20 protein-coding genes are annotated in these 19233 nt (G+C 57.1%); 4 read left to right on the top strand and 16 right to left on the bottom strand.

Features of this window, described 5'->3' with window-relative positions; translation table 11 throughout:
* Nucleotides 1–162 precede the first annotated feature (162 nt).
* From PSQ90_RS13085 to PSQ90_RS13050, 8 genes are all read right to left on the bottom strand, one after another.
* Complete coding sequence (locus PSQ90_RS13085; protein ID WP_282210737.1) at nt 163–666, bottom strand: enolase C-terminal domain-like protein; 504 nt, start codon at nt 664–666, stop codon at nt 163–165.
* A gap of 17 nt (nt 667–683) precedes the next feature.
* The gene (locus PSQ90_RS13080; protein ID WP_282210736.1) at nt 684–1256 is read right to left on the bottom strand and encodes an enolase-like domain-containing protein; all 573 of its coding nucleotides are present in this window, start codon (nt 1254–1256) and stop codon (nt 684–686) included.
* A gap of 8 nt (nt 1257–1264) precedes the next feature.
* Complete coding sequence (locus tag PSQ90_RS13075; protein WP_282210735.1) at nt 1265–2698, bottom strand: aldehyde dehydrogenase family protein; 1434 nt, start codon at nt 2696–2698, stop codon at nt 1265–1267.
* Between the two features lie 171 nt (nt 2699–2869).
* A complete protein-coding gene (locus PSQ90_RS13070) occupies nt 2870–3610 on the bottom strand; it encodes a FadR/GntR family transcriptional regulator (RefSeq protein ID WP_282210734.1) in 741 nt (246 codons plus the stop codon).
* A gap of 165 nt (nt 3611–3775) precedes the next feature.
* Nucleotides 3776–4546 (bottom strand): SDR family NAD(P)-dependent oxidoreductase, encoded by a 771-nt coding sequence (locus PSQ90_RS13065; RefSeq protein ID WP_282210733.1) that lies wholly within the window; start codon nt 4544–4546, stop codon nt 3776–3778.
* Between the two features lie 8 nt (nt 4547–4554).
* Nucleotides 4555–5580: a zinc-dependent alcohol dehydrogenase gene (locus PSQ90_RS13060; protein ID WP_282210732.1), complete on the bottom strand. Its 1026-nt coding sequence runs from the start codon at nt 5578–5580 to the stop codon at nt 4555–4557.
* Nucleotides 5581–5591: 11 nt separating this feature from the next.
* Nucleotides 5592–6689, bottom strand: a complete 1098-nt coding sequence (locus tag PSQ90_RS13055) for a mandelate racemase/muconate lactonizing enzyme family protein (RefSeq protein ID WP_282210731.1) — start codon at nt 6687–6689, stop codon at nt 5592–5594.
* 40 nt (nt 6690–6729) lie between these two features.
* On the bottom strand, nt 6730–8199 hold the full coding sequence (locus PSQ90_RS13050) for an aldehyde dehydrogenase family protein (protein WP_282210730.1): 1470 nt from the start codon (nt 8197–8199) through the stop codon (nt 6730–6732).
* 224 nt (nt 8200–8423) lie between these two features.
* Between PSQ90_RS13050 and PSQ90_RS13045 the strand changes: the two genes are divergently transcribed.
* Genes PSQ90_RS13045 through PSQ90_RS13035 form a run of 3 tightly spaced genes read left to right on the top strand, consistent with a single transcriptional unit; the run spans nt 8424 to nt 10766 of the window.
* Nucleotides 8424–8867, top strand: a complete 444-nt coding sequence (locus tag PSQ90_RS13045) for a GntR family transcriptional regulator (RefSeq protein WP_282210729.1) — start codon at nt 8424–8426, stop codon at nt 8865–8867.
* 43 nt (nt 8868–8910) lie between these two features.
* Entirely contained in the window at nt 8911–9147 is a 237-nt protein-coding gene (locus tag PSQ90_RS13040; RefSeq protein WP_282210728.1) for an FCD domain-containing protein, read from the top strand.
* Nucleotides 9144–10766 carry a GMC family oxidoreductase gene (locus PSQ90_RS13035; protein WP_282210727.1) on the top strand — a complete coding sequence of 541 codons (1623 nt, stop codon included), beginning with the start codon at nt 9144–9146 and terminating at the stop codon, nt 10764–10766. Before PSQ90_RS13040 ends, PSQ90_RS13035 begins: the two co-directional genes overlap by 4 nt.
* 16 nt (nt 10767–10782) lie before the next feature.
* Here the strand turns inward: PSQ90_RS13035 and PSQ90_RS13030 are convergent, their stop codons facing one another.
* The 3 genes from PSQ90_RS13030 to PSQ90_RS13020 form a co-directional block, all read right to left on the bottom strand.
* Nucleotides 10783–11679: an SMP-30/gluconolactonase/LRE family protein gene (locus tag PSQ90_RS13030; protein ID WP_282210726.1), complete on the bottom strand. Its 897-nt coding sequence runs from the start codon at nt 11677–11679 to the stop codon at nt 10783–10785.
* A gap of 167 nt (nt 11680–11846) precedes the next feature.
* The gene (locus PSQ90_RS13025) at nt 11847–12614 is read right to left on the bottom strand and encodes a zinc-binding dehydrogenase (RefSeq protein WP_282210725.1); all 768 of its coding nucleotides are present in this window, start codon (nt 12612–12614) and stop codon (nt 11847–11849) included.
* Nucleotides 12512–12856 (bottom strand): alcohol dehydrogenase catalytic domain-containing protein, encoded by a 345-nt coding sequence (locus tag PSQ90_RS13020; RefSeq protein WP_282213065.1) that lies wholly within the window; start codon nt 12854–12856, stop codon nt 12512–12514. The genes PSQ90_RS13025 and PSQ90_RS13020 overlap by 103 nt, the downstream gene beginning before the upstream one ends.
* A gap of 277 nt (nt 12857–13133) precedes the next feature.
* Between PSQ90_RS13020 and PSQ90_RS13015 the strand changes: the two genes are divergently transcribed.
* Complete coding sequence (locus PSQ90_RS13015) at nt 13134–14117, top strand: aldo/keto reductase (protein WP_282210724.1); 984 nt, start codon at nt 13134–13136, stop codon at nt 14115–14117.
* Nucleotides 14118–14140: 23 nt separating this feature from the next.
* Here the strand turns inward: PSQ90_RS13015 and PSQ90_RS13010 are convergent, their stop codons facing one another.
* The 5 genes from PSQ90_RS13010 to PSQ90_RS12990 form a co-directional block, all read right to left on the bottom strand.
* The gene (locus PSQ90_RS13010; protein ID WP_282210723.1) at nt 14141–14800 is read right to left on the bottom strand and encodes a potassium channel family protein; all 660 of its coding nucleotides are present in this window, start codon (nt 14798–14800) and stop codon (nt 14141–14143) included.
* The gene (locus tag PSQ90_RS13005; RefSeq protein WP_282210722.1) at nt 14797–15969 is read right to left on the bottom strand and encodes a low temperature requirement protein A; all 1173 of its coding nucleotides are present in this window, start codon (nt 15967–15969) and stop codon (nt 14797–14799) included. Before PSQ90_RS13005 ends, PSQ90_RS13010 begins: the two co-directional genes overlap by 4 nt.
* 101 nt (nt 15970–16070) lie before the next feature.
* Entirely contained in the window at nt 16071–16523 is a 453-nt protein-coding gene (locus tag PSQ90_RS13000) for a host attachment family protein (protein ID WP_282210721.1), read from the bottom strand.
* A 160-nt stretch (nt 16524–16683) separates the two neighbouring features.
* Nucleotides 16684–17724: an ABC transporter ATP-binding protein gene (locus PSQ90_RS12995; protein WP_282213064.1), complete on the bottom strand. Its 1041-nt coding sequence runs from the start codon at nt 17722–17724 to the stop codon at nt 16684–16686.
* Between the two features lie 91 nt (nt 17725–17815).
* Nucleotides 17816–19231, bottom strand: a complete 1416-nt coding sequence (locus tag PSQ90_RS12990) for a sulfatase (RefSeq protein WP_282210720.1) — start codon at nt 19229–19231, stop codon at nt 17816–17818.
* Nucleotides 19232–19233: the final 2 nt, after the last annotated feature.

Genomic DNA, 19233 nt, shown 5'->3' with positions numbered 1-19233 from the left:
CAGCCTGGCTTCGATGGCTGGCTGACCCGGACGATCCACATCAACCGCGAACAGGCCGCCGCGATCTGCCGAATTTGCGGAAAGATACCTAGCCCGCTATCTCGAACTTCTTGATGAAATCCCTATCCGGCTCCACCCCGATTCCAGGCCCCGTTGGGATTGTCACATACCCATTGTTGAACTTGATCTGCCCTTGGATATCCAACGGCTCCTTAAGCAGATCGTCGCGGAACCTGTTGTCCGTCGTATCAAACTCGAGCATTGGTTCGCAGGGGTGCATGCCCCCGGCAACGGCGGCATTGCCGCCAACAATTGCAGGTTCGTAGCCACGGCAACAGCCGAACCCCAGACATGATTGATCACAGGCGTAAAGTGGGCGTGGCAAAGGGCCAGAACGCGCAAATATTCTGAGATACCGCCCAGCGCACAAACTTCTGGCTGCGCAATATCAAGGCCGCGATTTTCAAGGATCGTCCGCCATCCCCAGCGATTGAATTCCGCTTCGCCGCCCGAAATGTTGACCTTGAGCCCGGCACGCAATTCGCGATAACCATCGAGATCTTCCGGAGCGATTGGCTCTTCAAACCAATAGGCATCCAGTTCCTCGAGCGCCCGACCGACGTAAAAGGCGTCATGGGTATTGTAGCAATGGTTGGCGTCGACCATGAAGCGGAAGTCGTCACCTACCCCTTGCGCACTGCAGCAGCCAGTTCAATGTCGTGGCGTGGCCCAAAGCCAACTTTCATCTTGGCCGCAACAAACCCCATCTCCTTGATAGCCGCTGCTTCATCAACAAAACGGGCGGCAAGCGCCTTGGTATCCTCGCGCCGCAACATCATGCCATAACCGTAAACCGACACTTTCGTGCGGTGCGCACCGCCGATGAGCTTGTGGATGGGCAATCCGGCAACTTTGCCGGCAATGTCCCACAGGGCAATGTCGACACCCGACAGCGATTGCAGCGGCATGCCTTTCTGCCCATGATCGCGCATCAGATTATAAACCTTGTGCCAGATCACATCGCGATCCAGCGGATCATCGCCGATGATCATCGGCTGAATAACCTTTTCAACGATTGCCTTGTTCGCCAACGCGATATTGCCGGGACCGAAACATTCGCCCCAACCTGTTATGCCTTCGTCCGTTTCAACCTCAACCAGATGGGTCGAGCGCTTGGCATAAAATTGCTGGGAATAGCCCAGTTCCTCCGGCAGATCATACTGCAACACATGGCTGGTGACGCGGGTAATTTTCATGATTTGCCTCAGTTCGCCAGCGCGCGCGACACGCGTTTGGTCGCCAGATAGTCGTGCAGAGCCAGATAGGAACAGTCGCAACCAATACCGGATTGCTTGATGCCTCCATGGGGCAGGTCTATGCCGTATTTGACCCCGTTGATCTGAATTTCGCCAAACCGCAATTTTGATGAGAAGCGCTCAGCGCGCGCTAGGTCCCGGGTGAAGACATAAGCGGTCAGTCCAGCATCGGTGTCGTTTGCCAATCGAAGGACTTCATCTTCGTCGCTGAACGTCGAAATATTCATGACTGGGCCAAAAATCTCTTGCTGATAGCTGGCCATTTCGGCCGTCACGTCCGCAAGCACCGTCGGGGCGTAGAATTGCCCGGCGTTTAGCCCTTGCGCCCGCCCGCCACCTGCGAGCACCGTAGCGCCTTTCGATTTGGCGTCGGCAACCAATGCATCGATCCGCTTGAAGGCCGCTTCATCCATGACCGGGCCCATATCGATATTGGCTGAGCGATCATATCCAACCTTGATCGCGTTGACGCGCTCCAGCACCTTTTTAGTGAACTGATCCGCAATCGTTGCGTCAACAAACACGCGGTTTGGCGTTACGCATACTTGCCCGGCGTTGCCGAATTTGACCGCGCAGATCGTGTCAGCGGCCTGATCAAGGTCAGCGTCGGCAAATACCAGGGCCGGCGCATTGCCGCCCAGTTCCATCGAATAGCGCTTGATCGAACTGGCTCCCATTTTCATGATGTGCCTGCCCGTATTGGTCGAACCAATCAGCGTCAATAGCGCCGGAATTTTTGAGGCGGACAGCGTGTCGCCAACCTCGGTATCGTCGCCGCAAATGATATTGACCGCGCCGGCCGGCAGCCCGATCCGATGGCAAATCTCGCCCAGGGCGTAGGCCGACAAGGGAGTTTTGAACGAAGGCTTGATGACAATCGGACAGCCCGTCGCCATCGCTGGACCAATCTTGAAGGCCAGATTGAGCAGTGGGAAATTCCAGGCAATGTAAGCAACGACAACCCCGACAGGCTCGTGGACCAGGGTGTGGCTGTGCGTGCCTTCCCGATCCACTAGCGCCTCGGGTCGAAACCTTGAAATCTCTTCCGCGTAAAAATTCAGCGAATTGACGAGGCTGTCAAAGTCCTCCTGCGTGCTCGCCCATGGTTTGCCCATCTCGAGATGTATACATTCGCGCAAGTGCTCCTCGTTGGCGATCACTGCCTCGCGCAACTTTCCCATCCAGCCAGTCCGCTCGGTAATGGAAAGACTTGCCCACGATTCAAATGCCGCGTCTGCTGCCGTAAGCGCTGCTTCCGCATCGCCCGCACTGGCCCAGGCGATTGACCCAACCACCTCGTCCGTGGCAGGGCTAACGACATCAAAATTCGTTGATCCTGCAAGGAGTTGACCGCCGATGTACATCTTCTTTTCGAGCGCCATCCTACCCCCTGCTAGACCAGCATCATCCCAAACATCCAATCCAGCTATCGCTCGATGGCGGGTTTCGTCACGAACATATATTATAACTATATAAACATCACATCTTTGATGTTGTCCACACCAAAGCGTGCGGTGAGTTGAAACGCCACCCCACGCGACAATTGTAAGCGACTAAGTTCGTTCAGCAAGCGCAACCTTGAGCCGGGCAATGGAATCAGCCAGATGGACTTCCATCGCTGCCTCGGCCGCATCCCCATCACGAGCATAAATGGCCTCAGCGACATTTTGGTGAAACGGCAGCGACTTCCGGTTCTTGTTGGGGGCGTTGTTGGTCAGGCGAATACTGGAAAGAAGCGCGGCGTAAATTACCCCTTCCATGCTTGCAACATAGGGGTTCTTTGCCGCGCGCAGGACGGTACGATGGAACTGGGCATCGGCTTCGATATAGTCCTGAATATTGGTTAGATCTCGCTGCATCTGCTGGACCGCTTCGCGGATGGCATTCACATCTTCATCGGTCGCCCTATCGGCCGCCCATCGTGCCGCCTTTGGCTCAATTGCCAGCCGCAAATCCATCAGCTGCCAGAGATTGACCGGATCGGCGGGCGCCGTCTGATGCCAGGCCAGAACATCGTCATCAAAATGGCGCCATCGTTCGCGCGGCAAAACTTTGGTGCCAATGCCACGACGCGCCTCCACCAAGCCTTTGGCACTCAAAATTTTGACCGCCTCGCGCACCACAGTGCGACTGACCCGATAGCGCGTTGCCAGCGCGCCCTCGTCCTCGATCAGATCGCCCGGTAGATATTCGCGACCAACAATGCGTCGGCCAATCTCGCGCACAACCTGTCCCGAAAGACTGGGAACCATGCTGCTCGAACCGATGAGATCGTAGAAAAAGGTTTCGCTCATCCGAGCTTTATCAAAGTCGTATGTTATCCTGTCAACTGAGCTGAGAATGCATAGGGGCTGATTGTGGGAAAACGAGCTCTCCCGTCGAGGCTCCTATTTGCTCAGTTCCTCAACCATAACGGCTAGCGCCAACAGGCCATGGCCGCCTGATTTTGGCGTCCAAGACTAGCGCCCCATCCATCCACCATCGACGGTAATGATCGAGCCATTCATATAGCTCGACGCTTCTGACGCGAGGAAGACAGCGGGTCCGGCAAAATCAGTTGCCGTGCCCCAACGCCCCGCCGGAATGCGATCCAGAATGGATTTTGACCGAACAGGGTCATTGCGCAGCGCCTCGGTATTGTCGGTATCGACATAGCCGGGCGCGATGGCATTGACGTTGATGCCCATACCCGCCCATTCATTGGCAAACGCCATGGTCAATTGCCCGATACCGCCTTTGGTCGCGGCGTAACCTGGAACATTGATACCGCCCTGAAAGGTCAAGAGCGAAGCGGTGAAGATCACCTTGCCCGAGCCGCGTTCCAGCATGCCTCGCCCGACTTCCCGCGTCAGGATGAACGGCGCTGACAGATTGACTTCAACCACCTCATCCCAAATCTCGTCAGGATGTTCAGCAGCCGGCGCCCGCTTGATCGTTCCGGCGTTGTTGATCAGAATATCGATCACCGGATGCTTCGTCGTGACTTCACGTGCAAAGGCCAATGTCGCATCGCGACCAGAAAAATCGCAGGCATAGCCGGTAAACTCCCGACCCAGCGCCCGCACAGCATCACCAACAGCACTGCTGGACGGATCAAGCGTCGCGCTAACGCCAATGATGTTGGCGCCTGCATCAGCCAATGCTTCTGCCATGGCCCGCCCAATGCCACGCTTGGCACCGGTCACTAATGCCGTTTTGCCGCTGAGGTCGAATTTGTTCAAAATACTCATGGTCGCGTTCAGGCCTCAATCTTGATCAGGGTTTTCATAGATGCAGGATTTTGGGTCAGCGCTTCAAATGACGAGCCGATATTTTCCAGCGTACCAATGTCGGTAATCATGGCTTTGGCGTCGATCACACCTTCGGCCAGAAGTGCCATGGCGGCATCATAATCTTGGGATTCATATACCCTTGCCCCGATCATTTCCAGCTCGCGCCAGAAAAACTGGAACAGGTCAACACTCTGCTTGGTTGCGTGGATTGCAACCATGACGATGCGCCCGCGGGTTGCGGCCGCTGCCGTCATCAGCTCTGCGCCCGGCTGGCTGCCCGAGACTTCAAACACTACATCAGCACCCTTGCCACCCGTAGCCGAATGAATTGCTGGCCCAACATCGACAGACTTGGGGTTAAGCGCCGCAAGGCCAAGCTTTTCAGCAAAAGCGATCCGGTTCTCGTTGATTTCCGAAACCGTCACATTGCCACCGGCATGACGCGCAACCTGGGCGATCAGCATACCGATTGGACCACCGCCGATTACCAGCACATCCTCACCCTTGGCCACTCGACCCCGCCGCACATCATGGCAGGCAACGGCCAATGGTTCGATCAACGCCGCATGCTCAAGCGACAGCCCGTCTGGCAACACGTGAATTGTATGGGCGGGAACGTTCCACTTCTGCTGGAACGCGCCATCGGAATCGACGCCAATAAATTTAAGCTTGTGGCAAATGTGGGCATGGCCAGCATTGCACGCCGGACAATCACCACAATGATCTAGCGGCCGCACCACAATATTCTGGCCCGGCTTCAACCCGGTCACACCTTCGCCGACGGCCGCAATCTTGCCCGACATTTCATGCCCGATTACACGGTGGTCGCCAACCCGCTTGTCCATGTGGCCAAGGTAAATATGAAGATCCGTCCCGCATATGCCACAGTAGGACACATCGACCTGAACCTGCCCCGGTCCTGGCGGCGACACCGTCACCTGCTCGAGCGAAAATTTCTTGTTCCCGGTATAATAGGCGGCCGAAGTCGTCATAATTTCAGTCCTTAATGTTCCTGCGCGCAGGCAGCTTCAAGTTTGTTCCAATCAAATTCGACCCCAACGCCGGGCGTGTCCGGTGCTACCGCACGCCCGTCGCGCACGACCAGAGGCCGCTTGGTGTATTGATCAATCGGAAATGAATGAACCTCAATCCATCCAGCGTTGGCCTGGCCCGAAACCAGGCTGACGTGCAATTCCTGCATGCCGTGACTACAGACAGGAATATCCTTTTGCCGCGCCAGCGAAGCTACCTGCAAAAATCCGGTTATTCCCCCGCAATTGGAGGAATCGGGTTGGATGAACGAAAGCCCCGCGTCTGCGAAGGCATATTCAAATTCATGGATTGTATGAAGATTTTCGCCCATCGCCAAAGGCATTCCCGTTGCCGCCGCAATCTTGGCATAGCCGTGATAATCGTCCGGAATGGTGGGTTCTTCAAACCAGGCCAGGTTGAACGGGCGAAAGGCCTCGGCCGCCGCAATGGCTTGCTCAACACTCATCGAGTAATTTGCATCGACCATGAACGCCACGTCGGGCCCAACCAATTGACGCACCGCCGCGACCCGCTCGACATCCTCAGCCAGCGTGGGTCGACCGATCTTGATCTTGACCCCGTTAAAACCGCGATCAAGATACCCCTGGACGCTCCTTTGCAGTTTGGGCAAATCAAAGCCAAGATCAATGCCACCACAATAAGCGCGACAGGTATTTGCCGCGCCGCCAGCCATCTGCCAAAGCGGCTGCTGCCGCTGTTTGCCACGAATGTCCCACAAGGCAATATCCAGCGCTGAAATTGCAAATGCGGCAACACCACCACGCCCCACATAGTGAATGTGCCAGCCCATCTCCTCGTAAAGCGCTTCGATCTGCTCTGCATCCCTGCCGATCAGCATGGGCGCCAGATCATATTCGATCATCGCGACGATCGCGCGACCGCCCCTGCCGCCGGTATAAGTGTAGCCGGTCCCACTCATCCCGTTGTCCAGCGTAATGGTTACCGTCACCAACTCAAAATGGGTGTGGTTTCCATGCTTGGCATCAACCAGCACTTCGTCCAAAGGCACAGCAAACCGGCGGACCTCAACCGAGGTAATTGACGTCATATTCTTAACCTGTCCTTTGAAATGACAGCGTGCAACTGCACTAGCCCCAATTCACATACAGCGTCTGCTTACGCAGATAGCCGTCAAAGCCGTACTTCCCGTCCTCACCGCCCAGACCCGAATGCCCCCAGCCGGTGTGGAAACCCTGAATGGCCTCGCCATTGCTGCGATTGAAGTAGATTTCACCAAATTTCAACGCGCTGGGCAATTCCAGCAACCGCTTCATGTTCTGCGTAAACAGATAAGCCGAAAGACCGTATTCGGTATCATTGGCATGCGCGATCGCCTGCTCGAAACTGTCGACGCGCAGCGCTGGTACAACCGGGCCAAAGACTTCTTCCTGAATGAGCGGGGACGAGTTTTCAGTCACTTCAAGAACCGTTGGCGCATACCAGTGGCCCTTGTCATAAATGCCACCCGACATCGGACCACCTTCGAGCAACACCTTGGCACCAGCCGCCACACCGCGATCAACCATCTGCTTGATCTTGTCGACTTCGATGCCGCTAACCTTGGGGCCCATGTCGGGGTCTTCCATCGGATCCCCGATGGTCAGCGCTTTCGACGCCTTGATGAATTTTTCAAGGAACTCATCGGCGATATCGCTATGCAGATACATGCGCTCGTTGCAGGTGCATATCTGCCCGCAATTGGTGTAGCGCGCTGCAACCGCAGCCCCGACCGCTGTATTAATATCGGCGTCTTCCATCACAATGAATGGTGCCTTGCCACCCAGTTCGAGCCGCAGGACTTTGAGCCCCGCTGCCCCCGAACCGTAAATCTGCTTACCGGCGCGCGTGCTGCCGGTCATGGTAACCAGGTCCGACAGCGGACTTTCCACCAATGTCTTGCCGACCACCAGCCCGCGCCCGGTGACCACATTGAATACCCCGGGCGGAAAACCGGCTTCATGGGCCAATCGCGCCAGTTCGAGCCCGGAGAGCGGGGTAATTTCATGGGCCAACAGGACAAAGGTATTTCCGGTCACTAGAGCCGGACCCAACTTGCGGGCCGCTAGGGCAGCCGGATAATTCCATGCGGTCAACCCGACGACCACGCCGTGCGGATGCCGCCTGATCTGGATCTCCTCATTGGGATTGTCGGAGGCAATGATATCACCCTCGATCCGCCGCGCATTTTCGGCTGCATAGCGCAAAAACGCCACGACCGCACCGATCTCGCCGCGTGCCTGCCCAATTGGCTTACCCTGCTCAAGGGTTACTACCCGCGCTAGATGCTCGGCGTTTGCCACAACTGCATCGGCCAGCCGCGACACAAGGGCGCCGCGCGTTGGCGCCGGAAGGGCAGCCCATCCCGGTTGCGCGCGCCGTGCCGCTTCCAGTGCCATCACGGCATCGTCGGGCGTACCTTCCTCAATCGTACCAATTACCTGCTCGTTGGCAGGATTAAGGACTTCTATCCGCTGGCGTCCCCGATCATCCAGCCAGGCCCCATCCACATACATGGATTCGTGGACAATATTTGAACCGGATCTATCGCGAAGGTCCATTGCACCGCTTTCCATTTGGTCCTACCATATTGTCGTTATATAGGCTTCAAACGACACACAATGTCAAACCGTTTCATAAAAAAAGCGTAGAAAATGCCAGAATTGACGATATCAATTTACATGTAGCGACGGATTGTGAATAGTTTGGTTCACCAAATCGCGCATCTCGACGGTTTGAAATATTCGACCGAGCGGGCGATCAAGTTGAAACTGGAGACACACCGATGACTTCGCTGGATGGCACATTGCCGCGAGGCCGCGCCGCAGATGCCGTGACGGCCGCATTGGAGGCCCAGATAAGCTCGGGCACCCTGCCGCCAAACACGCCCCTGCCGGCCGAACGGGACCTGATGGAGCAGTTCGGTACCAGCCGCACCGTCATCCGCGAAGCCATATCAACCCTTGCCAGCCGGGGACTTGTGGAAAGCAAACCCCGTTTCCGCCCTGTGGTCCGCAAGCCCGATTACGAATCGGCCCTCAATGCTGTCAGCGGCGTCGTCCGGCATCTTCTGGCCGACAAGGGTGGCGTCAGGAACCTCTACAGCAGCCGCCTTTTTATTGAGCGTGCCCTCGTTAGGGAAGCCGCCCTGTCAGCCCAGAAACAGGATATCGCCGACCTCAAATTGGCCTTGGCCGCCAATCAGGCAGCCATTCCTGATTCTGCTTGAGTTCTATCGCACCGACACAGCTTTTCACGGCGCCCTCTATCGCGTGCCACGCAATCCGATTTTCCCGGCAATCCACGAAGCCTATACGGCCTGGCTTGCGCCGCACTGGTCCAAGATGCTGCGCTCGCCCGAGCGCAATGCCATGAACTATCAGGCCCACGAAACCATTATGAACGCCATTCTGGAACGCGATCCCGTTGTCGCCGAATCCGCGCTGGTCAATCACTTGGACGCAGCATGGGAACATGTCCGCGTTACTTTCAGCACCGAAGAGTTATGAGCGATACTTTCGACCATATCGTCATCGGCGGTGGCGCTGCCGGTTGCGTTGCAGCATCTCGCCTCGCCAGCGAAGGCGGCGCCCGCGTTTTGCTGCTCGAAGCGGGTCACTCAAATCGCCATCCATTGCTCGATATGCCCCCTGGCATATTCAAGATGATCAATGGCTCCAAGTTCATGCGCTATCATCGTACAACGCCCCAGGCACATCTGGATGGTCGCGCCCATGATATTCCCCAGGGCCATGTTCTAGGAGGCGGCACATCGGTCAATGCGCAAGTCTATATGCGCGGGCGCGCCGCCGATTATGATGAGTGGCAGGAGGTTTTGCGTGGCAACAACGACGCCATTGGCTGGGGCTGGGACGACGTCCTGCCGCACTTCACCGGAATGGAAAACAACAACCGGCTCAACAATCAATATCACGGACACGCCGGGCCGCTCCTCGTGTCAGATCCCGGCCACATCAATGAATTTTCACGTTGGTTCGTGCAGGTTGTTCAAGGGCTTGGCGAGCCGTTCAATCCCGATTTCAACGATGGCAACCAGCGCGGCGTAGGCTTCTACCAGTTCATGAACCGCAATGGAAAGCGCTCGTCGGCCGCCTATGCTTACCTGTCCCCCCAAGAAAACAACCCCAATCTGACGGTACGTCTACACAGTGAAGTGCAGCGCATTATTGTCGAAAATGGTCGCGCGGTTGGCGTCGTCTATAAGGATCGCTCAGGCCGCGATCATCGCGTTATGGTCGAGGGCGAAATCATTGTTTCAGCGGGCGCGTTAATAACCCCAAAATTGCTGATGCTTTCGGGACTTGGTGCTGCCGCCGATCTTGCAGATCACGGCATTGAATGTCTCGTCGATCTACCGGGCGTCGGCCAGAATCTGATTGATCATCCAGAAGTACCCATGACGGCTCTGGCAAACGGCCCTTATGGCTATTTCAAGCAAGGCGTTGGTTGGCGCATGCTGCGCAACGGACTGCAATTCAAGATATTCGGCTCCGGCCCCATTACCTCTGCCGGTATCGAGGCGGGTGCTTTCGTCAACCCCACCGATCCAGAGGCACCACCGACTATTCAGGCGTTTTGCGTCCCGATTGTTTATCTTGATCGCGACGCACTCGACGCCATCAAGGATGATTATGGCATGACCATCACAACCGTGCTGGTCAAGCCCAAGTCGCGCGGCGAGGTTCGTTTGGCCTCATCCGATCCATCGGCAATGCCACTGGTTTCGCCCAATTTGCTCAAGCATCCCGATGACATGCAAGCCATGATCGACGGCCAGCGTTTCTTCCTCCGTGCCTTTACCGAAAAACCTCTCGCGGATCGCCTGCATGGTGTCGTCAGCCCGCCGCTGGACGATCTATCCGACGAGGCAATGCGAACCCACTGCAAACGGTTTGTCAAAACCAATTATCACCCTGCGAGCACCGCGCGCATGGGTGCTGATGGCGACCGCATGGCGGTCCTTGACGCTCGGCTGCGGGTTCGCGGGGTCGAAGGATTGCGCGTTTGCGACATGTCGGCGGTTCCCAACATTAACGCTGGCAACACCACCGCCCCCGCCATGATGCTGGGGGACCGCTGCGCCGACCTTATCATGGGGCGGCTTTAGGGTGTATTTTGGCTGATCAGGGGGTGCCCACAACGTTGGTTGAGCAGGCGTAAAGCGAAGTTGTACCGCACATATAAAGCACGTTGCGACCAGCACCACCAAAGGCCAGATTTGCAACGCGCTCGGGCACCAGGACCTGACCGAGCATCACCCCATCAGCATCCAGACAGTCAACGCCATCCCAGCTGCCGCACCATAAACGCCCCTCGGTATCAACGCGCAAACCGTCAAAGCCCTTGGCCTGATTGCGCGCAATAACTGCTCCACCGCTCAGGTTTCCGTCAGGCCCGACCTCAAAACGGCGAATGTGATTGGGGCCATCCGCAAAGTGCGTGCTGCCGGTATCCACGACATAAAGCCATCGTTCGTCGGGCGAAAACGCCAGCCCGTTGGGCATGACCATATCATTGATCACCTGCGTCACTTCCCCGCTTTCAGGATCAACCCGGTAAACATGACACCCGTCAAGTTCGAGTGAGCCGGCCCGTCCGGACGGCCCATAATCGGGATCGGTAAACCAGACGGAGCCGTCGCTCTTTTCCACTATATCGTTGGGTGCATTGAACTTTTTTCCCTCAAAATGCGAGGCTAAGACCGTGATGCTGCCATCGTGCTCGGTGCGGGTGATACGACGGCTCCCCTGCTCGCAGGTGAGCAAGCGTCCGTCGCGGGTCGGAGAATTGCCATTCGACATTGCAGACGATGAGCGAAAAACGCTAACAGTCACACTCGCCTCATCCCACTTGTAAAGGCGGTTGTTGGGCACGTCCGACCAGATGAGATAGCCCGCATCGAACCACGCCGGGCCCTCAACCCACTTGCCGCCGCTCCAGAGTTTGACCAACTCTGCACCGTCATCCAGGCAGGTTTTAAAGCGGGGATCGTGGAGCCGGACAAAATCGCTCAGGGGCATTCTGGCCTTTAATCTTTTGGGAAAATTGATGCACCCCGAGAATCGGGTTTGCCCACTCTAACCCGGTTCTCAAGGCTGGCAAAATGGCACCGCAGAGCGCCAATGTGCTAACTTCAGGTTCACCGCGACGCCAATGTTGATGTCAAAATGTCTGATGGAGCTATGCGTCAGGCGCATTTCACCATGACTTTGAACGTGTCGGCCCGTTCCCGCAGCCAATATGGCAGGGCTTCAGCAGCATCGGCCAAGGGGAACATTTTGGAGATCAGATCGTCGGCCACATCGCCCAGATCTTCAAGATGGGCTATTACTGCCTCGAAATCGGCGCGGGTGGCGTTGCGTGATCCGTGAATGTCCAATTCCTTGAGGTTGAACAACGAGGTGTTGTAGCTGACCGGCGCTTTGGAATAGCCGACATAAACCACCCGGCCGGCAAAGCAGGCAAGATCGACCGCCTTGACAAAAGTGTCAGGGACCCCAACCGCCTCAATGACCACATCAGCGCCGTCGCCGCCCGTCAACTCATTGACGATGGCATCGACGTCCTGTTCGCCCGAGGCGATAAAGTGGCTGGCACCAAACGCCAGCGCCTTGTCCTTTTTGGCCGACCCAAGATCCACAGCAATGACTTCGGCCCCGCGCGCAGCGGCACCCATGATGGCACCAACCCCGATCATGCCGCACCCAAGAACAACGACCCGATCACCCGTGCTGATACTGCCACGGGCGGCGGCGTGAAAACCGACCGACAGTGGTTCAACCAGTGCAAGCCTCTGGGATGGCAAAGTCTTGTTCACGATGATTTTTTCAACTGGCGCAACCAGCATTTCGCTCATGCCGCCATCTTTTTGAACACCCATCGTCTGGTTGTAGCGACATGCATTGACCCGACCCTTCCGGCAGGATGAACAGGTGCCGCACGTTGTATAGGGCACCACCACCACATGGGCACCAACCCCCCGTCGATTTCAACTCCTTCACCCAGCTCCATTACCGTCCCGGCGATTTCATGGCCCGGAATGCGCGGCAGCTTTGCCAGCGGATTGACGCCCATATAGGTGTTGAGGTCGCTACCACACAGGCCGACATAATCCACCTTGATCAAGACCTCGCCCTTGCCCGGCTTCGGAACCGGGGTGTCGATGACTCGACTGACTTCAACACTTTCGATGATCATGGTCTGCAAGGTGAGTATCCAATCCTGCTATAATAGGTTAGGTAGCCATTGAAACGCCTCAACAGCTAAAAGTCCTCCTATGATTAGAGGTAATGGCATTCCGCTGGTCCGTCAAGACCGATAAATATTGGACAAAAGCCGCGAATTATCCTAAATGTTCCGCTCGAAACCAAAAATTCATCCCATCAATTTCCGTATGGCCGAGCGGGGCACAATTCAAGCCCCCATACGCTGAACATCCCACAAGAAATCCCACCTACAAACTCAAGAGTTTTCCATGACCACAAAGTCCACGATTCCCCTTCTTGACCAGTTGGGTTCAATTTCCCTGGGAACTGCCGGAATTGCTGGTCTTTATCGGGAAACGAGCTACGATACGGCTCAGGATGTTTTGGCGGCAGCGTGGGACGAAGGTATCCGCTACTTTGATACCGCACCCCATTATGGTCAGGGCCTTGCCGAACGGCGTGTTGGCGACTTTCTGCGGGGCAAGTCTGACTATGTGCTTTCAACCAAAGTCGGCCGGATTCTAAAGCCCGCTTCAGAATTTCGCGCCAAGATAAATGGCTTCGTCAATCCGCCGCCCTTTGATCAGCACTATGATTATTCCTATGATGGCATCATGCGCTCGGTCGAGGACAGCTATCAGCGGCTAGGTCTTAATCGCATCGACATACTCTATGTCCACGACGTCGGCACCGAGACCCATGGTGCTGATGCACCGCGCCATATCAGCGATCTGCTCGGTTCTGGCTGGAAGGCCCTTGAAGAACTCAAGGCCAGCGGCGCGATCAAGGCCGTTGGGCTGGGTGTCAACGAGGTTGAAGTCTGCCTTGAGGTGGCAAGAAACGTTGACATGGACGTCATTTTGCTGGCCGGGCGTTATACGCTTCTCGACAATGATGCGGCCAACACCCTGCTGCCGACTTGCCGCGAGAAAAACATCCGTCTGGTAATTGGCGGCGTTTTCAACTCGGGCATTCTGGCGACCGGCCCCAAGCCCGGCGCCACCTTCAACTATCAGGCCGCGTCAGATGACATCCTGGCGCGCGCCGAAGAGTTGCAATCGGTCTGCAGGGCCCATGACACCGCCCTGCCCCAGGCAGCTCTACATTTTGCCATGCAGGAGCCCTTGGTCGCCTCAACCCTGATCGGAGTCTCCCATCCTGATCGGCTGCGCTCCAACATGGTCCAGGCCCGCGCCAAGCCCCCGGCAGCACTTTGGACAGACCTCGCCAACAAGGGCTTGATCCCCGCCTGATTATTGCCAATGAGCGCGCCGGTTCAGGATCTGGCCGACGCGTGCAGCCCGACAAGACGCGAAAGCAGGACGACCGTATAGAGCGTGCCCACGATAGCCTCAAACGCGGCAAAGGCCTGAGCGTAAAAACTTTTGGGAACGATGTCGCCATATCCCAGCGTCGTCAGGGTCGCGTAGCTGAAATAGAGCAATTGCTGCCATTGCACCTGCGCCCCTGACGAATCGGCAAATGCCCCCGGCTCAAACCAGAGAAGCAGCCCAAAGACAGCCGCGAAAAGAGACCCCAGGACCAGATAGAGCAATGTTGCCGCCAGGATCACTTCGGTCAGCACCGTGCGCGCAGTAAACGTATAGCGCACCAGCACCGCGATCATCACCCCATGATAGGCGATTGACGTCAGGGACACGCCAAGCGCGGCCCCGCGCGAAGCGGCATATGAATTCACGATCCCGGCTGCAAAGGCCGTCGCGCCCGTCACCACTGCGAGGCCCCGCAACCGCTTGTCCTGCGTCAACAGCCAGGTGCCCAGAACGAATATCGAAGCATAGACCGCATAAAAGATCAGCGGCCCGACCCCACCGCTCGTCGAGAGCGGATAGATCAGATTGTGCAACACCATGGCGCCGAGCAGCCCGCCGGTCTTGGCGACTTCGGCGCGCGGGGACCCGGCGGCCACACTCATGCCCGTTGCTCGCGTGCCGCCGCGAACGCCAGCGTAATCATCACGGCCAAAACCCCCACCCCCAAGGAAAGAGCGGAAGCGTGGAATGCCTGAATGCCCCAGCCCAGCGCGGCCAATAGCGCAAACCCGGCAAAATAGGCGAGCGGAATACGTTGCGCCATCGTGCGGTAAAAGATTGCGCTGCCCAGCAGATAAATCGCCGGTCCCAGGACAGCCACGAAGATGGTCGGCAAATGCGCACTTTCCGTCGGGTGGGCGATGATCTCTTCAATCGCCACGGCGACCACAATGGCACCGGCAACCATAATGCCATGAGCATAGGCAAGCCCGCTGCGTGCCAATCTGGTGTGGTCGCTGGCGTGTTCGAATGCATGTTCTCCCCGGCTCGTCGTATGAACGAAATAGAGCCACCACAGGGTTACAATGATGCCAAATCCTATGCCCGCGGCCAGAAGAGATGCCCCCAGAAGCGTCGCCCCAACGAGCGTGCCGCCGAGCAACAGGATGGATTCCCCAAGCGAGATGATGAACACCTGTTGGTTACGCTCCAACAGGTGCAAACCCGCCAGCGGCCAACTGTTCATGGGCGTCGCCCCCACGCCGGGAAGCCAGAAACCGGCGAACGGCGCGGCATAATCAATCAGCACCGCGGCTATCCACAGCGGCAGGCGAAGATCGGGCAGGACGACGCCCGCGATCCAGAAAAGACCGGAAAAGGCGCTCCAGGCGCACAATTGGGCATAGTTTCGGCCCATGGTCTGGCCACGGAAAAGTGCTGCCATATATCCGGCCCGCACCAGCGCCATGACCACATAGGCGCCCACAAACAGCCCGCCTCTGTCATCGAAAGAATAGGGTATGGCAATCGCCATCAACAGCGCGCAGCCCATCAGCACGATCATCAGCACGCGCCCTGCCGCATGATCCGGATCGATCCAGTTCGTGGCCCAGGCCGTATAGTTCCAAGCCCACCAGACACCGGCAAAAACGGTTGCGGCCTGCAACGCGCCAACCCATGTCTGGTGCTCCAGCAGAAAATGCGACAACTGGATTATCGAGAAGACATAAACCAGGTCGAAAAACAGCTCCATGTTGGTGACGCGCGCGTGCCCGCCTTCACGTCTGCGCAATGCGCTGGTGGGTGCCAAGACTTTCAACAGATACGACAATGTTCGAGCCCTCAACTTCTCGCACATTGCACAAATATCGGGGCAAGTTAAAGCCTGTGACTGACAGGCCCCTGGAAATTTGGCTCTACGGGGCGCTCGTTTTAAGCCGCCTGCAGTGTCTTGATGATTTCTGACGTGGAACTGTTGGTCAGGGTTTTAGCCAATTCAAGTCTCAGCCTGCTTTGTACTTCCCCATGCAGGAGCGGACGAACTTCGCCCAGGGTGCCAGGATCGAGAATAAGTACGAGGTCGTCAAATTCGCCTCTCTGCGCCATTGCATAAAGGCGATTTGCCAACTGCTTGGAAAAGGTCGCTTCCATCGACTCCTTGTCGGACTGCTCGGGTGGACTTTTACCCGACGGCCCTTCGTCCGCCATATTTCCCGCTTCGATCTGGCTGTCCAACGTCAGCGCGATTTTGTTGGCACCGCCACTATTGCGGAAAAACTTGGCACCCGCGCCTGTACCCACAACGACGAGTGCGTTTGCCGAGATATTTTTGCCTGCCATCATGATTTCCTTGACTGAGTGGAGCAGCACAAATGAACTGCTCACGGTCAAGCTCAACGCACCAACGCTAGCATGGTTCGCCCTACCCTCCCGGCACGCCGGCCATGTCGGTTAAAGAAGAACCAGCTTCGCCGGTGACGTTCGGGAATTTAGCCTTGGATCAGACACCGAAGATCCGGCGGTGCGGGCCGCCTTGACCCCGCCCTCAAGCCAGACTGTCGCCCTTTTCATCAAACAGGTGCACGACCGACAGTTCGCTCGAAACGTGGATGGTGCTGCCGGGGGCGGCGTCGATCCGGTCGCGGAAAATGCCGGTAAAATGCTGATTGCCGACCGTGCCGATAATCTGGGTTTCAAAACCCGTCGGTTCGACCACCGAAACCTTGAGCGGCATGCCGGTTGGCGCAATTGTAAGATGCTCAGGCCGCACGCCATAGGTAACGGCGTTTGGGTTCTTGTTGCCGGTCGGCAGGACGATGCCATCTGGCGTTGTGAACCCCTCAGGCGTCATTTTCCCGTCTAGCAGGTTCATCGAAGGCGAGCCGATAAAGCCTGCCACAAACTTGTTCCTGGGATTGTCATAAAGTTCGAGCGGGCCGCCGATCTGCTCGACCACGCCGTCGCGCAGCACCACTATCTTGCTGGCCATAGTCATGGCCTCAACCTGATCATGGGTGACATAGATCATCGTGGTGCCCAGGCGCTGATGCAGTTCCTTGATCTCGGCGCGCATCTGCACCCGCAGCTTGGCATCGAGATTGGACAAGGGCTCATCGAACAGAAAAACCTGCGGATCGCGCACAATCGCGCGCCCCATCGCCACACGCTGGCGTTGGCCACCCGACAATTGGCGCGGATAGCGCTGCAGCAAGTTTTCCAGCCCCAGGATCGCCGCCGCGCGATTGACCCTCTCCAGCACTTGCGCCTTGGGCACGCCCTTGAGCTTGAGCGAGAAGGACATGTTTTGCAAAACACTCATCTGCGGATAGAGCGCATAGTTTTGAAAAACCATGGCGATGTCGCGGTCCATCGGGCGCAGATCATTGACGACGCGGCCACCAATATTGATGACACCGGCGCTGATATCCTCGAGCCCCGCAATGGTTCTTAATAGCGTGGACTTTCCGCACCCTGACGGGCCCACCAGCGCCACAAATTCGCCTTCCTCGACCTCGATGGAAATCCCTTTGAGCACCTCGACCGGGCCATAATGTTTGCCGATTTTTTCAAGAACCACATTGGCCATAATTTGTTCCTCCTCCCGCCCCTCGACCGGGCCGAGCCCGCAACTGTCGAAAGTGATCATGCCTGATCGCATCAGGCTTTATTGTCTGCCCTTAAACCCGGTCGGGCTGGCTGGCATTGATGTTGTCAAAGCCCCGGCGCACCGGATTGACCGTTGGAATTGCCGCCATGACATCGTCCGACCACCCATCCAGCAAGGCGCTGAGGGCCGCGACACGCGCCGGCTCCTGCTTCGATAAATCATGGGCTTCAGCAATGTCGTCCGCCAGATTATAGAGCGCCTGTCTTCCGTCCTCGAACCAGCGGATCAATTTGAAATCGCCCACCCGCACCGCGGCTCCGGGCGTTCCACCCTGATTGGAATAGTGCGGATAATGCCAATAAACGGGGCCGCGTCCGGTTTCCTCGGTTGCGCCCGACCACTGCGGCCAAAGGTCGACCCCATCCACATGCTGGGACGGGATTTTGTCGATCCCGGCCAATCCCAACAATGTCGGGTAGATATCGGGCGTGGTGAAAACCAGATCGGAAGTGCGCGGCGGCACATGGCCGGGCCAGCAGGCAATGAACGGCACCCGCACTCCCCCGTCCTGCATCCAGCCCTTGCCCTCCGCCAGTGGCAGATTGCAGGTCGGGGATCCCTCGGCAGTCGAAAGGCCACCATTGTCCGAGGTGAAAATGATCAGCGTATTGTCGAGCTTGCCGGTGCGGCGCAGCGCCCCGACCAACCGGCCAATATTGGTGTCCAGATTTTCCATCATCGCCGCATAAGTGGGGTTGGACTGCACGGTACGGCGCTGAACGTGAGTGCCCTCAAGATGCCAGGCGGTCATCGGTTCGCCCTGCTCGATGGCATTGACATCAAGGCCCATCGCCTCGGCCTTGCGCTCATATTTCGCGACCAGTTCGGCGGGCGCTTCGATCGGCGTATGCACCCCATAATGCCAGAAATTGAGGAAAAACGGCTGATCGCCCGCCTGCTCAACCAACCCGATGGCTTCATCGGTCAGCCGGTCTGTCAGATATTCGCCTTCCGGCCCATCTGTTAGAGTTGGCAGGTTGTAGGGGCTGAAATAGGTTAGCGGCGCGCCCCTGGCACAGCCGCCGATATTGACATCAAAACCATGATTTTCAGGCCATAGCCGCTCGTCGCCCAGATGCCATTTGCCCACGTGCCATGTCTGATAGCCGCCCGCGCCCAAAGCGCGCGCCAGCGAATATTCATTCTCGGGCAGACCGTAAAAATAGGGCACATCACGCAACTCGCCCACGCTGTGGCCGCCGATATATTGGGTAATGCCAACACGGGCCGGATATTTGCCACTCATCATGCTGGCCCGGCTGGGCGAGCAAACCGGCGCCGACGCATAGGCCTGTTTGAACTGGGTACCGCTGGCCGCCAACGCGTCCAGATTTGGGGTTTCATAGAACGAAGACCCGTAACACCCCAGATCGCGCCATCCCAAATCGTCGATCAGCAGCATTACGATATTGGGTTTTTCAGACATGG

This window comes from Devosia rhodophyticola (assembly GCF_028816475.1).
In the GTDB taxonomy this organism is placed as follows: domain Bacteria; phylum Pseudomonadota; class Alphaproteobacteria; order Rhizobiales; family Devosiaceae; genus Devosia; species Devosia rhodophyticola.
This window is presented reverse-complemented; position numbering and strand designations above follow the sequence as displayed.